The 17,189-nt window shown below is 68.3% G+C and carries 18 protein-coding genes and 1 pseudogene; 5 read left to right on the top strand and 14 right to left on the bottom strand.

The annotated features are described in order from the left end of the window. Positions 1–171: 171 nt before the first annotated feature. The 4 genes from LV75_RS28975 to LV75_RS28960 form a co-directional block, all read right to left on the bottom strand. The gene (locus LV75_RS28975) at positions 172–1,980 is read right to left on the bottom strand and encodes an ABC transporter family substrate-binding protein (protein WP_253890522.1); all 1,809 of its coding nucleotides are present in this window, start codon (positions 1,978–1,980) and stop codon (positions 172–174) included. A gap of 239 nt (positions 1,981–2,219) precedes the next feature. Next, positions 2,220–3,914 carry an ABC transporter family substrate-binding protein gene (locus LV75_RS28970; RefSeq protein WP_253890521.1) on the bottom strand — a complete coding sequence of 565 codons (1,695 nt, stop codon included), beginning with the start codon at positions 3,912–3,914 and terminating at the stop codon, positions 2,220–2,222. Positions 3,915–4,052: 138 nt separating this feature from the next. After that, entirely contained in the window at positions 4,053–5,021 is a 969-nt protein-coding gene (gene trpS / locus LV75_RS28965) for a tryptophan--tRNA ligase (protein WP_253890520.1), read from the bottom strand. Between the two features lie 157 nt (positions 5,022–5,178). Further along, complete coding sequence (locus LV75_RS28960; protein WP_253890519.1) at positions 5,179–5,319, bottom strand: hypothetical protein; 141 nt, start codon at positions 5,317–5,319, stop codon at positions 5,179–5,181. 203 nt (positions 5,320–5,522) lie between these two features. Between LV75_RS28960 and typA the strand changes: the two genes are divergently transcribed. Next, positions 5,523–7,442 (top strand): translational GTPase TypA, encoded by a 1,920-nt coding sequence (typA, locus tag LV75_RS28955; RefSeq protein WP_253890518.1) that lies wholly within the window; start codon positions 5,523–5,525, stop codon positions 7,440–7,442. Here the strand turns inward: typA and LV75_RS28950 are convergent, their stop codons facing one another. The 7 genes and pseudogenes from LV75_RS28950 to LV75_RS28925 all read right to left on the bottom strand — a co-directional run bounded on the left by LV75_RS28950 (position 7,443) and on the right by LV75_RS28925 (position 11,241). Next, entirely contained in the window at positions 7,443–7,847 is a 405-nt protein-coding gene (locus LV75_RS28950) for an Imm1 family immunity protein (RefSeq protein ID WP_253890517.1), read from the bottom strand. After that, positions 7,844–8,164, bottom strand: a pseudogene (locus LV75_RS35965) (DddA-like double-stranded DNA deaminase toxin); the annotation flags it as partial. The gene LV75_RS28950 and the pseudogene LV75_RS35965, both read right to left, overlap by 4 nt. Positions 8,165–8,640: 476 nt before the next feature. Next, positions 8,641–9,273, bottom strand: a complete 633-nt coding sequence (locus LV75_RS28945; RefSeq protein ID WP_253890516.1) for a Fic family protein — start codon at positions 9,271–9,273, stop codon at positions 8,641–8,643. Then, positions 9,270–9,956 (bottom strand): hypothetical protein, encoded by a 687-nt coding sequence (locus LV75_RS28940; protein WP_253890515.1) that lies wholly within the window; start codon positions 9,954–9,956, stop codon positions 9,270–9,272. Before LV75_RS28940 ends, LV75_RS28945 begins: the two co-directional genes overlap by 4 nt. A gap of 69 nt (positions 9,957–10,025) precedes the next feature. Beyond that, positions 10,026–10,190, bottom strand: coding sequence for a DUF397 domain-containing protein (locus LV75_RS28935; protein ID WP_253890514.1), 165 nt, complete (start codon positions 10,188–10,190; stop codon positions 10,026–10,028). Next, entirely contained in the window at positions 10,187–10,369 is a 183-nt protein-coding gene (locus LV75_RS28930) for a DUF397 domain-containing protein (RefSeq protein ID WP_253890513.1), read from the bottom strand. The genes LV75_RS28935 and LV75_RS28930 overlap by 4 nt, the downstream gene beginning before the upstream one ends. Next, positions 10,366–11,241 carry a Scr1 family TA system antitoxin-like transcriptional regulator gene (locus LV75_RS28925; protein ID WP_253890512.1) on the bottom strand — a complete coding sequence of 292 codons (876 nt, stop codon included), beginning with the start codon at positions 11,239–11,241 and terminating at the stop codon, positions 10,366–10,368. The genes LV75_RS28930 and LV75_RS28925 overlap by 4 nt, the downstream gene beginning before the upstream one ends. A 206-nt stretch (positions 11,242–11,447) precedes the next feature. Between LV75_RS28925 and LV75_RS28920 the strand changes: the two genes are divergently transcribed. After that, entirely contained in the window at positions 11,448–11,642 is a 195-nt protein-coding gene (locus tag LV75_RS28920; protein WP_253890511.1) for a hypothetical protein, read from the top strand. A 56-nt stretch (positions 11,643–11,698) separates the two neighbouring features. Here LV75_RS28920 and LV75_RS28915 read toward each other — a convergent pair whose 3' ends face one another. The 3 genes from LV75_RS28915 to LV75_RS28905 are packed head-to-tail and all read right to left on the bottom strand — an operon-like array spanning position 11,699 to position 14,153. After that, positions 11,699–12,079, bottom strand: coding sequence for a (deoxy)nucleoside triphosphate pyrophosphohydrolase (locus LV75_RS28915; protein WP_253890510.1), 381 nt, complete (start codon positions 12,077–12,079; stop codon positions 11,699–11,701). Between the two features lie 11 nt (positions 12,080–12,090). Next, a complete protein-coding gene (locus tag LV75_RS28910; RefSeq protein WP_253890669.1) occupies positions 12,091–13,392 on the bottom strand; it encodes a sensor histidine kinase in 1,302 nt (433 codons plus the stop codon). A gap of 26 nt (positions 13,393–13,418) precedes the next feature. After that, the gene (locus tag LV75_RS28905; protein ID WP_253890509.1) at positions 13,419–14,153 is read right to left on the bottom strand and encodes a response regulator transcription factor; all 735 of its coding nucleotides are present in this window, start codon (positions 14,151–14,153) and stop codon (positions 13,419–13,421) included. A gap of 131 nt (positions 14,154–14,284) precedes the next feature. Between LV75_RS28905 and LV75_RS28900 the strand changes: the two genes are divergently transcribed. Genes LV75_RS28900 through LV75_RS28890 form a run of 3 tightly spaced genes read left to right on the top strand, consistent with a single transcriptional unit; the run spans position 14,285 to position 17,186 of the window. Then, positions 14,285–15,358, top strand: coding sequence for a LolA family protein (locus tag LV75_RS28900; RefSeq protein WP_253890508.1), 1,074 nt, complete (start codon positions 14,285–14,287; stop codon positions 15,356–15,358). Between the two features lie 5 nt (positions 15,359–15,363). Beyond that, entirely contained in the window at positions 15,364–16,353 is a 990-nt protein-coding gene (locus LV75_RS28895; RefSeq protein ID WP_301319997.1) for an ABC transporter ATP-binding protein, read from the top strand. Then, positions 16,350–17,186 carry an ABC transporter permease gene (locus LV75_RS28890; RefSeq protein WP_253890506.1) on the top strand — a complete coding sequence of 279 codons (837 nt, stop codon included), beginning with the start codon at positions 16,350–16,352 and terminating at the stop codon, positions 17,184–17,186. The genes LV75_RS28895 and LV75_RS28890 overlap by 4 nt, the downstream gene beginning before the upstream one ends. Positions 17,187–17,189: the final 3 nt, after the last annotated feature.

Here is a 17,189-nt window from a genome sequence, read left to right as displayed (position 1 = left end):
AGAGCTCCTCGGTGGGGTCCAGGCGGCCGGTGGGCGGCGCTGGTTGTCCCTGCCTGCGTCAGTGTGCGCCCGACCAGGTCAGGTACCCAAGGCCGAGGGGCCGGACTGGTGGTCCGGCCCCTCGGACTTCGTCGACCAGATAGCGCCGCCTGGGGGCGGCAGGAGAATCGACTACGAGGTCTTGACCCACTCGTTGGCGTTCCAGAGAGCGCCGTTGTACGACTGGAAGTAGACCTTGTCGATGCCCTTGAAGGCCCACATGTTCGGGAGCTGGTAGAGCGGCAGCGAGTAGTTGTCCTCGGCCATCAGGCGGTCGGCCTCCTGGAAGGCCTTGCGCGAAGCGGCCTCGTCGAGGTTGCTGCTCGCGTCCTTGTACGCCGCGTCGACCTTGGAGTTGGCGTAGTTCGACCAGTTCTGGCCACCGCCGGTCTCGTAGATCGCCTTCTGGCTGGACTTGAACGGCGCGGCCGACCAGGCGAACAGCGCCACGTCGTAGTCGCCCTGGCTGACCCGGGTGTCGAGGAAGTTCGGGTCGGTGTCGTCGATGATCTCCAGGCCAGCGGGCTTGCACTGGGACTGGATCAGCTCGACGGTCTGCTTGCGCCGCGGGATGTCGGTGTGGCTGATCTTGATCGACACCTTCTCGCCGCCCTTGGTGGCGTAGCCGTCGCCACCGATGGTGTAGCCCGCGCCCTCGAGGGTGGACTTGGCCGCGGCCGCGTCGCCCTTGTACTGCGCGTAGTTGTCGGTGTAGCCCTCTTCAGCCTGGAAGAAGACCAGCGAGCCGAGCGGCTTGGCGTTCTCGAGCACCGGGCGGATCAGCTTCTCGGCCAGCTCGTCGCGGTTCACGCACTGCATGAACGCCTTGCGGACGGCCTGGTCGGCGAACCACTTGTTCTTGAAGTTGAGGTCCATGTGCTCGAAGGACAGGCCGTTGGAGGCACCGAAGCGCACACCCTGCGAGGACAGGCCGCGCAGCCGCTCAGCGGCATTGGCGTCGGGCTGGGCCATCGAGTTGACCGCGACCTCGCCGTTCTCCAGCGCCTGGGCCTGGGCGACCTGGTCGGAGATGCCGCGCAGGACGATCTTCGCGGGGCCGCCGGGCTTGCCGATCCACTTGGGGTTGCGCTCCAGGGTGACCGAGTTGTTCTGCTCGAACGCGGTGATCTGGTACGCGCCGGAGGCGGGCATCAGCTTGGCGTCGAAGCCGTTCCACTTGGTCTTCCAGAACTCGGCCACCTTGGCCAGCGCGGCCTGGTCGCCGCCGGTCGGCGTCAGCTTGGTGACGTCGGCGACGCCGGTCTCCTTCTCCAGGATGTGCGCGGGCATGATGTCCAGCGAGATGCCGAACAGGCCCTTGTAGTCCGGGTAGCTGGTGCCGAAGGTGGTGACGACCTCGGTCGGCTTCGGGCACTCGACCTTGTCGATGAGCTCGTAGCCGGTGGTGTTCGCCGAGGTGAAGATGTCCTTGCCGTCGGCGCCCTTGGACTTGCCGGTCGAGGACAGCCACGCGAGGTAGAAGTCGTCGCAGTCCCAGGCCTCGCCGTCGGACCAGGTGACGCCCGGCTTGATCTTCCAGGTGACGACCTGCGGGGACTTGCTGGTGAGCTCGACGCCCTCCATCACGTCCTTGTTCAGCAGGACCTTGTTGTTGCCGTCGAGCTTGTAGGCGCCCGAGATGACCTGGGCCAACGCGAACGTGTTGTACGAGTTGTTCGCGTCGGCGGCCGAGTTGTTGTACGCGGTGTACGGGTTGTCGGTCGACACGACGAAGGTGTCCGTCGACTGCGGGACCTCCGGCGAGGTGTACTCGTCGCCGGACTCGCCCTTGGCGATCGCCATCGAGGCGATGTCGCCGGTCGGCTCCTGCGCCCCGGTGCTGCCGCCGTTGTCGCTGCTGCCGCCGCCACACGCGCTCAGGACGAGCGAGGCGCTGACAATCGCCGCGAACGCCGTCAGTGAGCTTCTCTTAGTTGACACGTGCCCTCCTAGCACAGGGCCGCCCGCAGCCGGTCCGGCCGGGTCGCACCCGTAACCCATCGCGCGCCCAACGACCGTTGGGCAGCGCACTAGGTGGGCACGCTAGGAATGAACGGTCACTGAGGTCACCTGTGGCGCGTCGATCGTGACCAAAGGGTGACCGGCAACCGGCAGTGTGCAACGCGACCGTTACCAGTAGGTACCCAGTGGTGTCCTCTCATGACGGAGAGTGGTCTGAGTCACCCCGAGGGTCGTTGCCACTGAGGGGCGGTCGCGAAGGGACCCGCGCCGGGCGGTCCGGCGGACACTCCGGACATCTCGCGCCGAACCACCAGCGAGTCGGCTTCTTGGTACAGCGGCAGCGCCACGGCCCGGCTCCACAGCGTCGGTTCGACCGCCGTGAGGGCCTCCTGGAGCGAGATCGCGCCGGTGATCGCCTTGTCGATGACCTCTTGGACGGTCTGGTCGCAGAAGCCGGTCGGGTTGGCCGCCACAGCCACGCTGCCCGCCTGGACCGGGCCGCAGCCGAAGCGGGTCGCCAGGACGGTCACGGGGTCGCCTGTGGTCGGCTGAGGGGCCACTACGAGGTCCACCTGCTCGACCGGCGCGGCTGTGGTGGACGGCTGCGGGGCGAGCAGGTTGGTGAACAGGTCGGCGGCCTCGGGTGTGACCAGTCGGGACTGGACCCCACCCGCGGACAGCTGGCGCTGGAGCTCACGGGCGATGTCGAGGTAGGCAGACCTACCGGCGGGAGCGGCGATGACCAGGTTAAGAGGGGTGTCGCCGAGAGCCCAGCTGCCGTTGAGCTTGGTGTACCCGGCTTGGGCGAGCATCCCCTCGGCCAGCGTGACGTCGGGCTTGGTGGGTGCTGTGCCGGTCGGCGCGTACCCCTTGGAGCTCGGGGCCAGGACCTGGGCGTTCGCGGCGAAGGTGGAGCCAGGGCCGCCGCCCGTGCCTGCCTTGATGAGGGCTTCGCGGTCGGTCAGGGCTATCACCGCGGAACGGATGCGCTGGTCAGCCATGGCGGCACCGACCGGCCGGAGCAGGACAGTGGCAACTGCCGTGCGCGGGACCGTGGAGCTGGTGACGGTAAGTCCCAGGCTGGTGAATGCTGCGAGCTCGTCGGCGTCTGGCGCTGTCAGGGCCAGTTGGTCGTGCCCGGACTTGAGAGCGGAGGCGATGCCATCGGAGTCCGCGCGGCGGAGGATGACGCGGTCCAGCGGGACCGGGGTGGACCAGTAGCGGTCGTTGCGCTCTAGGACTACCTCGCCGCGGTCGCGGTCGATGCCGCGGACGGAGAAGGGGCCACCGGTGACCGGGAAGTTCTCCCGGAGCACGTTGGCCCAACCGCCGGGGATGTCTTTAAGCAGGTGAGCGGGCAGCAGGTTGGTGAACAGCCCGCGCCAGCCCGGGTAGGGCTTGGAGAAGGTGACCTCGACGATCCGGCCCGCGTCCCGAGCGGAGATGTTGGAGATCAGCTGGTACCCGGCGCTGTCGAGCACCCCGGGTTCTTCGCGAAGCTGCTCCCACAGGTAGACGAAGTCCTCGGCAGCGATAGGCGCGGAATCTGACCAGGCGGCTTCAGCTCGCAGCCGGTAAGTGACCGTGTACGGCTCGGCACTGGTGACCTCGGCGGAGACCATGAGCGTGCGGTCGAGCGTGGGGGTGCCATCGGGTCCGGGCCGGAACACCGACGGCAGGAGTACCTGCGATAGGGCTGTGGTGATCGCAGACTGGTCGGCGAGCTTGTGCGGGTTGTACCCCCCGGCGACGCTGTCGACCCCGACAACGGCCTCGTTGGGCGTCGGCAGCTTGGTCGTCTGGGTCCGGGCGACCTCGGTGGTCACCAGCGGGGGCGGCGGCGCGTTGGTGCAGGCCCCAGCGCACACCGCGGCGGCCAACACGGCCACCCACCGCGCTCCCCTAGCCCGCACGAACACTCCTCCCCCAGGCGACCCCGGATGATCCATGCTCCCAGACCCGCCACGCCACCGGTTATGCAGCCAACCGGATGACGCACGGGCCCGGGGGCAGGTTCCGTGTGATCTCCGTTGCGTTCGTTACCCGCTAAGTCACCCGCTAAGTCCGGCCATCCTCAGCGCCGACTCCAACACGTGCTGACCCCGCTCGCGAGCCCGTTCAGCACCCGCCGCCCGGATCGCGTCCAGGCCTGTCACGTCTTCGAGCAGTTCTAGCGCCGACGAGCGCAACGGGGACAGTTCCTCGACGACCGCCTCGGCGACGGCTTCCTTCAGCTCGCCGTACGACGAGTATTCGTCCGCCACCTCAATAGGCGACCGGCCAACGCATGTCGCCAGGATCTCAAGCAGGTTTGCGAGTCCGGGTTGGGTGGTAGGGCGGTACTCCAACCGGTTCTCGTTGTCGGTAACTGCCCGCATAACCTTGCGCCGCACTAGATCCGGCTCGTCCAACAGGAACACCACTCCGGCGTTGTCCTGAGTGGACTTGGACATCTTCCGCGTGGGGTCTGATAGATCCATCACACGCGCGGCGGTCGGTGCCATCACCGCGCGCGGTACGACGAACACCTCGCCGAAGGTCGTGTTGAATCGGCGGGCCAAACTTCGGGCCAACTCCACGTGCTGCGTCTGGTCTTGCCCTACCGGCACCTCCGTCGCGCCCTGCAGCAGGATGTCCGCTGCCATCAGCACCGGGTAGGTCAAGAGGCCAAGGCGGACGGTGCCCTGACCGTCGGCCCTCTGCTTGAACTGGGTCATCCGGGCGGCCTCGCCGAAGGAGCAGGTGCACTCCAGGACCCAGCTCAGCGCCCCCAGCTCGCGCACCAGGTCGGACTGCACGAACACCCGGTCCGGCTTGATCCCGGCGGCCAGCAGCACGGCCAGCAACTCCCGGGACAGCTTGCGCAGCCGTGACGGGTTGTAGGAGACGGTCATCGCGTGCAGGTCGCTGACGAAGTACAGGTCACCGGGGCTGCCCTCGCGCGCCCAGCGGCGGATTGCGCCCAGGTGGTTGCCCAGGTGGGCGTGGCCGGACGGGGTGATCGCCGACAGGCGGGTCATCTCTTCGCTCCTCGAAGCCGGGGCCGCCCGTCCCGGGACCCGCTAGGCCGCCCGGGGGTGGGCGGCCTGTGGGGTGCACAACGTCAGGGCCGCCGGTCGGTGGCCCACCACAGGGTGACGTTGCGAGTGCTCATCACGGCGAACGGTAGCGCAGCCGTCACGCCGCCTTCAATCGTTTCAACGCCAGCACCGGGCACTTGGAGCAGCGCGGTTTCGACTGGCAGCACTTCTTCTTGACCTTCCCCGACTTCATCAGCTTCCGCACCGCCTCGGCAGGCGTGCGCTGCTTCTTGCCCACGTCACACCCCCAACGCTCCGGCGAAATCCCGCAACTGAGGTTAGGTTAACCTTCCTTGATCCCGTGCGTGGTGCTGCTCACACCACCCCACGGGGTATCCTGGTGTACGCCATCAGCAGCTCATCAGCTGCGCGGGCGCCCTGCCACGTGACACATGCCCGGGCCGCCCTCAACCGCCAGAGCAAGGAACCGGGAGCACGCGCGTGCCCACAGCGACCGCATCCGCCGAGCAGGCCACCTCAGGCCTGCGCCGCAACGACCTGCGCAACGTCGCCATCGTCGCGCACGTCGACCACGGCAAGACGACCCTGGTCGACGCCATGCTGCGCCAGTCGGGCGCCTTCGCCGCGCGCGCCGAACTCGTCGACCGGGTCATGGACTCCGGCGAGTTGGAGCGGGAGAAGGGCATCACGATCCTGGCCAAGAACACCGCCGTGCGCCGCCAGACGCCGGACGGGCCGATCGTGATCAACGTCGTCGACACCCCCGGCCACGCCGACTTCGGCGGCGAGGTCGAGCGCGGACTGGCCATGGTGGACGGTGTCCTGCTGCTGGTCGACGCCTCCGAGGGCCCGCTGCCGCAGACCCGGTTCGTGCTGCGCAAGGCGCTGGCCTCGAACCTGCCGGTCGTGCTGGTGGTCAACAAGGTCGACCGCCCCGACGCGCGCATCGCCGAGATCGTCGAGGAGACCCACGACCTGCTGCTCGAGCTGGCCTCCGAGCTGGACAACGTGGACGAGTCGGTGTTGGACCTGCCGGTCGTCTACGCCTCCGCCCGCGCGGGCATGGCCAGCCTGAACCAGCCCGAGGACGGCGGCCTGCCCGACAGCGAGAACCTCGACCCGCTGTTCGACCTGCTGATGGACAAGGTCCCGGCACCGCTGGCCGACGCAGGAGGCCCGCTGCGCGCCCTGGTCACCAACCTCGACGCGTCCAGCTTCCTCGGCCGCATCGCGCTGTGCCGGATCCACTCCGGTCGGCTGCGCAAGGGCCAGACCGTGGCCTGGATGCGCGAGGACGGCACCACCGCCAACGTCCGCATCACCGAGCTGCTGGTCACCGAGGCGCTCGACCGCGTCCCCGCCGAGGAGGCCTCCGCTGGCGAGCTCGTCGCCATCGCGGGCATCCCGGAGATCACCATCGGCGACACCCTCGCCGACCTGGACAACCCGGTGGCGCTGCCCCGGCTGACCGTCGACGAGCCCGCCATCTCGATGACCATCGGGGTCAACACCTCCCCGCTGGCTGGCCGCAACGGCGGCAACAAGCTCACCGCGCGCGTGGTCAAGGCCCGGCTCGACACCGAGCTGGTCGGCAACGTCAGCGTGCGCGTGCTGCCCACCGAGCGCCCGGACGCCTGGGAGGTGCAGGGCCGCGGTGAGCTGGCGCTGGCCATCCTGGTCGAGCAGATGCGCCGCGAGGGCTTCGAGCTCACCGTCGGCAAGCCCGAGGTCGTCACCCGCACCATCGACGGCAAGCTGTGCGAGCCGTTCGAGCGGCTGACCGTGGACGCGCCCGAGGAGCACCTCGGTGCCATCACGCAGCTGCTGGCCAGCCGCAAGGGCCGCCTGGAGCACATGGGCGGGCACGGCAGCGGCCGGATCAAGGTCGAGTACGTCGTCCCGTCGCGCGGCCTGATCGGCTTCCGCACCGACTTCCTCACCGAGACCCGCGGCACCGGCATCGCCAACGCCATCTTCGAGGGCTACTTCCCGTGGGCCGGTGAGATCCGCAGCCGCCACACCGGCTCGCTGGTCGCCGACCGGCAGGGCCCGACCACCGCGTACGCGATGCTGCAGCTCGCCGACCGCGGCACCTTCTTCGTCGACCCGGGCGCTGACGTCTACGAGGGCATGGTCGTGGGCGAGAACCCCCGCGCCGAAGACCTCGACGTGAACGTCACCAAGGAGAAGAAGCTCACCAACATGCGCTCGTCCTCGGCAGACGTCTTCGAGACGCTGGCCCGGCCGCGCAAGCTCAGCCTGGAAGAGGCCCTCGAGTTCTGCGCGAACGACGAGTGCGTCGAGGTGGCCCCCGAGGTCGTCCGCGTCCGCAAGGTCATCCTGGACGCCACCACCCGAGGCCGCCAGCGCTCCCGCGACAAGGCCCGCGACCAGCGCTGATCACCCCAGCTCCACCCACTTCACGCACGTCGGCCGGGCCCCGGTGGTGAGAAACTCCACCGCGGCCCGGCCGACGTCGTCGAAGGGGACCTCGCTGGAGGCCGGGACCGGCCGTTCGTGACCCATGTAGTCATAGCTGAGCAGGCCCTCCGTCGAGGAAGTGCCTTGGCTGAACCACAGGCCTGGCCAGTTCCCACCGGAGAAGGTGAGAGCCCCGCGATCGCCATTGACGCCGACCCCGAACTCAACCGCCCCGGGGTCGGCGTCGAGGTACCACTGGGTGAACAGCGGCAACTCGTGCTCTCGTGAACCCGCCTGGACGACGTCGAGAAACGCCGTCACCTCGTCGGCGGTGCGGAGGATGAGGGGATCATCCCCCTCGAAGTAGACCCTGGCCCCGGTCATGGACTCGCCTCCCCCCGATACACAGCATGAAATCCGCCAGATCCGTGGATCGTCAAAGTGTATCCACGCGGCAGGATCCGAGGAACCAAAGCGTCGCACCCCCACTCACCGACACACGGAATGTTGTTGATCGCGAGCGTCACCTCGCTGATCGCGTTGTCGCGCATGTGCACAGCCACTTTGACCTCCACGTCGGCGGCTGACATCGGAACTCTCGCGCCCGGCTGATCCTTGAACCACCGGACAGCCGCGTGGTACTTGTCGTCCCATCCGCTGATCTCTTCGCGAACTCGTCCGTCTGACCCACTCCACCGCCCGTGTGTCTTTGCGGACGGTCGTCGTCACACGCGGTCCTTCGTGCGCGGTAAGTCTGGAGGAAGGCCAGCACGGAGGTCGTGCCTATCAGCGCCCGGACTGGTCCCTTGGTTGCCGAGGTGGTGATCCGCAATAGCACGGATCTTGTCTGAGACCTGATCGAGTACGGCGTCCAGGTCTTGTAGGCAGCGTTCGGCTCGTCCGAGTGCGGCATTGATGTCCACTGTTCGCGAAGACGGCCCTAGAAGTGCTGCGATGTCTCTATCCACCGCGTCCAACCCACGATGCCAGTCCTTGAGGAAGCGCTGCAGATCCGCTACTGACGCGGCGAGCCTTGCCAACCGCTGTGCGGACTCGGCGATGGACACAGTGTCAGCTTAGGAGCCTCCGCCAGTTCGTGAATTCGCCTCAGCGGGCGTGCGCGATGGAAGGTGGATGAGCGTTGGGTGGCGCTAAGTCGCCGATCCGTGGGGTCCGGCTATAGGGCGGAAGCGGCGCGGCGTTGGGTGTTTTCGATCAGGGTGACGACGAGGGTGGCTAGGCCGTGGGCGCCGTTGGGATCGTTGGCGGGGCGTTGGAGGGTGAGGGGGCCTACTTGGTCGAGGACGATGTTGTGCTTGGCCAGGACGAAGGTGAGGGCCAGGAGGGCTGAGCGGGCATTGCCGTCGGGGAAGGGGTGGAAGAAGCAGATGTCCAGGTAGGCGCGGGCGGCGCGGGATGCGATGGGGAGAGTGGGATCTTCGGCGCCTGCCAGGCAGAGGTCGAAGAGGGCCGGGGTATCGGGGTCGAGGCCGTAGTGCTCGCGACCGGCCTTGGCGAATGCTGGGCCGCTGCGGAATGGCACGTGGTCTACACCTAGGACGGTTTTTTGCCATTGGGCGAGAAGGCCGAAGTCAAGGGGTCTGGCGGTATCGGCGCGGAATTGGTCGTACGCGGCCAGGAGTCGTTGCGCCCGTGCGGGGTCACGGGCGTGGTCGACGGTGGTGATTCGGTGGATCAGGCCGTCGCGGCGCGGTTGGACGGGGGTGTGGGGCCAGCCGGGGCCGTGGCGGATGTCGTGCCAGGGGACCTGTTCGCGGATCTGGCACCAGATGCGCAGGTGATCGATCACGGACTGGTGGCGGCGCGGGCGATGTGGCGGGCGACGTCGTCCACCAGGGTGTCGGCAGGCGTGACCCAACTGTCGAACCGGCCGCCGATCGCCTGCTCGACCATCTGCGCCGCGACGTCGCCGGACACGCCCCAGCGCGACAGGAACCAGGTCAGCACTTGTGCGCAATGCCGGTACCAGGCGTCACCCGCGCCGGTGCGCTCCACCACGTGGTGCACCAACCAGACCGCGCCGCGTTCCCATGCCTGGAACCGTTCGGGGTCCACGAGTTCCGCCAACGGGAACCGCTCGAAGCACTCGGCGAGTTCTTCCAGCCACCCGCGCCACTCGATCAGCGAATCGGCCACCCGGACAACGGTTTCCTCGGTGGTGGTGATGGAATCCGCCATGCAGCACCAACTACCCACCGGGCCACCGCCGTAGTCGCTCTCTTCCTTGCCCCAACTCCACCCGATGGCCCAGGAACCGTAGCGATCCATCAGGCTCGCGGTCACGGTGTTTGTCCACAGCAAGCCCGGATCTTCCGACCAGTCGAGAGCCGCTTCCTCCTCGGCGGAAAGCGGTGCGGGCACAGCCGGGGCCAACTCCCGGACAACCTCGTGCACCGGGCCGACGTCGAAGGGATGGCGACCCGGATCAACCTCGTCCCAGCTCAACACCCATGGCGGCACGGTGTAATCCACACCGCCGAGCATGCCACGTCGGGTGGGCTGGAGGCCCGAGGGCGCGGGTCGGCGCCCCCGGGCGAGGGGTCAGCGGGTGAGGGAGGAGAGGAACTGGCGCCAGGTGGGGATGGCGAGGGTGGCGGAGGGGTTCTTGGAGTCGCGAACGGCGACAGGGCCCTCGGTGAAGCGGACTTCGACGCAGTTGTCGTTGGCAGCGCCGCTGAAGCTGCTCTTGAACCACTTGGTGGTCATCGGACGGACCGGACTAGGTGTGCCCAGGCGGCCGAGGTGGCGTGCAGCCCTGCAGAGGGGTTCTTGGAGTCGCGGACCGCTACTGGGACGCCTCCGATGAAGCGCACCTCGACGCAGTTGTCGTTGGAAGTGTTGCTGAAGCTGCTCTTGAACCAACCGGTGTCTTGGGGACCGTTCATGGTTTGCCAAACCCTTCTTGTTTCGCGGCGATCAGCTTCTGGGACTCGTCGCGGCTGAGCGTGAGATCCCGCAGCCGATCGAACGCGCGCGCCATGCGCGCGGTGTCTTCATCCTTGTCCAGGTATGTCGACGGTCCATACTGGACAGACTGGAAGCCGATCGGTCGGAGCCACTCTCCGAAACCAAACAAGATGAGGCTGTTCGTCAAAGGGTTGTCCCAACTGGGACTTGGGATGATGCGAATCTCCAGATTCGAATGCATCTCGAGCAAGGAGATCATGTGCGCGCACTGCGCGGACATGATCTCCTTGCTGCCCAAGCCCGCGTTGAATGTGTCTTCATTGAAGAAGACGCTCACCGTCTTCGTGCGGGGATCTTCAAGCACTCGCCGCTGCCGCTCCAGCCGAGCCGCGACAGCGCTGGCCCGTGCGCGATCATCCATCGGATCGAGCCAGACACCGTCGTTCACACGTGTCTGCGCGGTGATGTACTCGCTGTTCTGCACGAGACCGGGGAACACACCGTTCTCGTAGGCCTGAATCGAGGTAGCGCCTGCTTCCAGATACGCGACCCGGCGCCAGGATTCAGGGCCGATGTCGGTGTAGGGGTCGCCGGTGGGGGACTTGCGGGCTTCGGCGCCGAGGGCTTCCAGCTCGGACAGGCGGTCGCCGGTGGCGCCGAGGAACTCGGCCAGGTGGCGCAGTTCCTCCGCCGTGAAGGTGGCGCGGCCCTCGAGGAGGTTCATCAGGCGTTGGCGGGACTTGCCGACGTGTTTGGCGGCGGTCTCCAGGGAGATGCCCGCGTCGGCGCGGAGTTGGGCCAGGGCCACGCCGAGGAAGACTCGGGGCATGGTGGCTGCGCCCTTCGCCATCGATTCTCCTGTCGTTGTGGGCACGGCTATAGCCATCCCACCATCTCGTTGCGCTGGGGGGAACTACACCCGATCGGGCGTCTAGTTCAGGATGCATGTACCCCCTAGGTTATGGGATACATGTAACCCACACCACCGAGGTCGCCTCCGCAGCGTAGCCAGGTATCACCGGAGCGCGATCTCGGCCCCACCAACCAGGAGAAACCATGCGCCAGGGTCCCGTCATCGTCGACACCTTCGTCACCATCACCGCCGACTGCCCCATCCGCCTCGAGACCGACACCGACGGCGTCGACGTGCACTTCAACGAGACGATCACCGGGCAGGACCTGACCGTGCGGTTCAGCAGGGACGCGTTGGAGACCTTGGTCAACCTCATCCAGGTCGAGCTGTCCGCCTGAGTCGTTCGGGGCGCGCCGACCGCGGCGGCACGTCCTCCCTAACGGCAGACAAGCTCTTACGGCAACAGCGCACGCAAGGCGGGTAGCAGTACCCGATCCGCCGGAAGCCACTCGACGGTCGGTAGGTCTGCCGCTGTGAGCCAGCGCAAGGTTCGGTGTTCGCGGGCGATGGGTTCGCCGTCGACCAGTGACGCCCTATAGACGCGCAGCACCAAGTCATCGCGCAACGGCACGTCTGGGCCGACCCTCTCCCCCACGGCCACCGTCACGCCCAACTCCTCCATGCACTCCCGGCGGACGGCCTCTTCGTCCGTCTCCCCCGGCTCCACCCGTCCCCCCGGCACCTCCCACATCCCCGCCACCTCAGGCGGAAACGCGCGCTCTTGCGCCAAGAGGCCGTGCGAGCCAACGATCGCTGTCCCCACCACTACGCGCATGCCGGTCATCCTTACGACACCGACGTGGTTCGCCAACTCACCAGGAATCGGGCGCCGCCTTCCGGAGACTCCGACACGCGCACGGTCCCGCCGCGTCGTCGGACGACTTCGGCCACCAGAGCGAGTCCTAGACCGGTGCCTCCACTACTGCGGGCGCGGTCGTCTTGGACTCGGTAGAACCTGTCGAACACGCGTTGCCTGTGCTCTATAGGTATGCCGGAGCCGTCGTCGTCGATTGCCAGGCGGGTGACGGTAGGGCCAGCTATCACCGTCACCGTTATCAGGGAGCTGGCGTGGCGGCAGGCATTGCGCAGCAGGTTGTCCAAGACCAGGTCAACCTCGTTGTGGGCTGCCCAGACCCAACACAAGCCCGTCGGGGTGTGGACGACAACTTCTGGGCCGTCGTCGGGGCAACGAGCGGCGGCAGCTTGGGCAGCCGCAGTTAGGTCTACCGGTTCGGCCGGGGGTACTTCACCGGCGTCCGAGCGAGCCAAGGTCAGCAGGCCGTCAACCAAGGCCGATAGGCGCTCGGACTCGTGGACGACCTCAGTCAGCACCTCTTGAGACAACTCCGGGTCAGGATGCCGGACGGCCACCTCTGCCTGGACCCGGATCGACGCGACGGGTGAGCGCAGTTCGTGGGCGGCATCCCCAGTAAACCGACGCAGGCGGTCGGCAGCCTCGTCCCGGCGGGCCAAGAGGTCGTTCAAAGCCCCGGCCAAGGCACGCAGCTCATCGTGCGACGTCGGTAGAGGCAAACGTTTGCCTGCGCCCAGCCGGGTCGCCGCTAGGCGCATCCTTTGCACAGGTCGCAGCGCCGAACTGACCGCGAACCAGGTGGCAAGAGCACCGGCAGCGGCGACGATCACCGCCGCGATCAAGAGCCACCTGATAGCGCCACCGTGCGCGGCAGAGTAACCAGGCAATCCGGTGCCAACGACCACTAGACGCTGGGACCCATCCGGCGCCGTAATGACCGTCCCCTGCCAGCGCGTAGGCGGCGTGTCCGTGAGCCTCAAGACAGGCGTGCTCGCCTTTAAGACGCGCACGTCCGCGTAAGACAACACAGGCGCGGGCTGCCCATCAGCTGGCTCCCCGGCAGTGTCAAGAACGTGCACGTGGATGTTGGGCGATCCCCCCGCGGGGGACTTACCCGCCGCGACAGCCTCAACAGCCAGCGATAGAACAGGCGCGAGCTCATCATCAGCAGACCGGACCAACAAGGGCCCGATCATGCGGCTGGTCAGCAGCGCGAGCGCGATCAGCACCGCCAGGGTCACCGCTGTGGCGACCGCGGTGACCCGCAACCGCATCGAGCGGCGGCGCCAGAGGAAGTCGATCACCTCGGTGGGGCGGCGGCCGGGTCGATGGCGGCGTCCAGGTCGGTGGTCGAGGCCAGGTAGCCGTGGCCGCGGACCGTCCGCACGATGCCGTCCGCGCCCGCCGCGTCCAGCTTGCGCCGCAGGTAGCCGACGTAGACCTCCACCGCGTTGCGGGTCGCGGCCTGCTCGTCGCCCCACACCGCGCGCAGCAGCTCGTCCTTGGTCACCACCGACCCGGCCCGGCCTGCCAGCGTGTCCAGCACGGCGAACTCGCGCGGGCTCAGCGACACCGGCACCCCGCCGAAGCGGACCTGCCGCGTCCCCCGGTCGACCTCCAGCTTGCCCAGCCGCAGCGTCCGCCCGGCGCCCTCGTCGGACCCGCGGCGCAGCACCGCGCGGACCTGGGCGACCAGCACCACGAACGAGAACGGCTTGACCAGGTACCCGTCCGCGCCCAGGTCAAGCCCGTCGGCCTGGTCGACCTCGCCGTCCTTGGCCGACACCAGCAGCACCGGGGTGCGCACGCCCTCGCCGCGCAGCCGCTCCAGCACCCGGTACCCGGACAGGCCGGGCAGCATGATGTCGAGCAGGATCACGTCGAAGGCCCCGGTCAGCGCCACCCGCAGGGCACTGGGCCCGTCGGCGGCCACGACCACGTCCATTCCCTCGGCGGTCAGCCCGCGCTGCAGCGCCCGGCGCACACCGAGCTCGTCGTCGACCACCAGCACCCGAGGCTTCACGAGTGCCATCATGGCGCTATCGACTCATGCGGGGCGCGGACTCTCAGCCGACTCTCAGCAGCGTGGCCGCTCTCAGCTCCATCTCAGCGGCCAGGGCGCAGTGTTCTCGGTGCGGGAACGACAACCCGAACAGGGAGAGAGCAATGGACAGGAAGAGGACGGCACTGACCGTCGCGGCGGCGGGGACGGCGGCGGGGGTCGCCGGGCTGGTCCTGATCGCGAGCCCGGCCGGGGCCGACGAGACCCCACCGGTGCTGCCGCCGGTCAGCGCGGAGGCGCTGGTGCAGTCGGTCATCCAGGCCGACGTCCCGGCGCTGGCTGGCGCGGTCGAGCTGCGCAACGACATCGGCCTGCCCATCCCGGGCCTGCCGCAGGCGACCGGGGACAACGTCGCCCGGGTCTACACCGACGGCAACGGCCGCGGCCGGATCTCGCTCAAGCAGGGCAGCGGCGAGCGCACCTTCGTGCAGGACGGCACCACCACCTGGCTGTGGAACTCGGCGAACCGCTCGGTCACCAAGTTCACCGGCGGCGAGGACAAGGACGGCAAGGACACCGCGGACAAGCTGTCCGACCCGGCCACCGCGGCCCGCGAGGTCGTCGAGCTGATCAAGAAGGACAGCACCGTCGCGGTGGACGGCACGGCGCGCGTCGCCGACCGGCCGGTGTACCAGCTGGTGCTGACCCCGAAGCCGACCGAGCGCACGCTGCTGCGCGAGGTCCGGGTCTCCATCGACTCGCAGACCAGGGTGCCGCTGCGGCTGGAGGTGCTGGCCAACGGGCAGTCCGAGCCCGCGCTGCGGATCGGGTTCACCGAGTTCAGCACCGGCGCGCAGGACCCGGCGCTGTTCACCTTCACCCCGCCCGCGGGCGTCAAGGTGACCGAGGGGGCCGCCAAGGACAAGGGCGCCAAGGCGGACCAGGAGAGCCTGTTCAAGTCCGCCAACCTCAAGATCGTCGGCGAGGGCTGGGACACCGTCGCCACCGGTCAGGTGCCCGCGGCGCTGCTGTCCGCGCAGATCCCGCAGTCGGGTGAGCGCGCGGCCGCCGACGTGACGAGCCTGCTCAAGCGGCTCGGCAAGGAGGTCAACGGGCCGTTCGGTACCGGGTACGTGATCTCGACCAAGGTCGGCACCGCGCTGGTGACCACCGACGGCCGGGTCGCCGTGGGTGCTGTGCCGCAGCAGGTCCTCATCGACGCCCTCGGGCAGAAGTGAGCGGCTTGACCGAGCAGGGGGCGGCCGCGGTGGGTACCGCGGCCGCCCGCACCAAAGGCCTGCGGAAGGTCTACCGGGGGACAGTCGCCGTCGACAACGTCGACCTAGAGGTCCCTACGGGTGCGGTGCTGGGGATGCTCGGCCCCAACGGATCAGGCAAGACGACAACCATCCGGATGCTGCTCGGCCTGGTTACGCCTACCGCGGGTGAGGTAGAGCTACTCGGCCAGAAGATGCCGGACGGGGCGGCTAAGGCGCTGCCCGAGGTGGGGGCGCTGGTGGAGGGGCCTGGGTTCTATCCCTTCCTCTCCGGGCGGGAGAACCTGCTGCGGTTCGGTGCGGCAGAGCCCCTGCTGGCCACCGCGGACATCCCTAACGCCGTGGGGACGGCGATCGAGCGGGTAGGGCTAACTGCGGCTGCTGGGCGGCGGTTCCGGGGGTACTCGCTGGGTATGAAGCAGCGGCTGGGTCTGGCTGCGGCGCTTCTAGTACCGCGCAAGTTCGTAGTACTCGACGAGCCGACCAATGGCTTGGACCCGGCCGGTACTCGCGAGATCCGCACGATCATCGCGGACCTGCACGCGGCAGGGACAACTGTGCTGGTGTCCTCGCACTTGCTCGCCGAGGTTGAGGCGACCTGCACGCACGTCGCGGTGCTCAACCAGGGAACAGTCGTGGCACAGGGGGAACTTTCGGCGCTTCTAGAGGCCGGTAGTGCGAGTTTGCTGGTGACGACACCAGAGGCCACGGCTGCGGTAGACGCGCTGCGAGACCAGCGAGTGCCTGCGCGACCCACGCCGGAGGGGGTGCGGGTAGATCTAACTGCCACTACGGCGCCTGCGGTGGTGGAGGTACTAGTGCGAGCCGGGGTGCCGGTGTACGAGGTCCGCAAGCAGCGGACCGGTCTGGAAGACCTGTTCGCCCGGTTGACCGAGGCATCCTCGGCAGCCGATCTGGCCGAGCTGGACACGTTGATCACGGAGGAGGCCCGATGAGCACGCTGGTGGTGCGCCGGGCACCGATCACGCGGGTGCTGCGCTCGGAACTGCGGATGGTGCTGCGCAGGCCGCGGACGCTGATCGGGCTCGGCTTGCTGGCCCTGGTGCCGGTGCTGATGGGGATCGGCATCGCGATCGCGACCGCCAACGGCGAGGAGGGCGGCGCCGAGGGGCTGGCGGCGCTGGTCATCGGCAACGGGATGCTGCTGCCGATCTTCGCGCTGTCCATCGCGATGGCCATGCTGCTGCCGCTGACCGGCGCGATGCTGGCCGCGGACGCGCTGGCCGGGGAATCGGCGCACGGGACGCTGCGCGGCATGCTGATGGCCCCGGTGGGGCGGGGTCGGCTGCTGGCGGTCAAGGCGTTCGGGGTGGCGTCGGTGACCCTGATCGCGGTCCTGCTGATGGCGCTGACCGGCATCATCTCGGGGGTGCTGCTGCTGGGCGGCGACGGGATGCTGACCGCGTCGGGGACCTCGCTGCCGTTCCTGGACGCGCTCGGCCGGGTGCTGATCACGGCGCTGTACGTGACGCTGCAGGTGTGGGCGCTTGCCGCGGTCGCGCTGGCGGTGTCAGCGTTCACCGAGCACCCGCTGATCGTGGTCGTGGTGAGCCTGGGCCTGGTGATCGTGTCGGGGGTGCTCGCGGCGATCCCGGCGCTGGACTGGCTGGACCCGGTGCTGGTGACGACCAGTTGGGACGCGGTCTCGGAGGTCGTCCGGGATCCGATCGAGTGGGGTCCGCTGGTCGAGGGCGGCTTGCGCGCCTTGTGCTACCTGGTGATCGGCGGGTCTATCGCGTACAGCCGGATGCTTACGCGGGACGGATGATGG

Origin of the sequence: Actinokineospora diospyrosa (assembly GCF_024171925.1) — a bacterium.
GTDB classification, from domain to species: domain Bacteria; phylum Actinomycetota; class Actinomycetes; order Mycobacteriales; family Pseudonocardiaceae; genus Actinokineospora; species Actinokineospora diospyrosa.
This window is presented reverse-complemented; position numbering and strand designations above follow the sequence as displayed.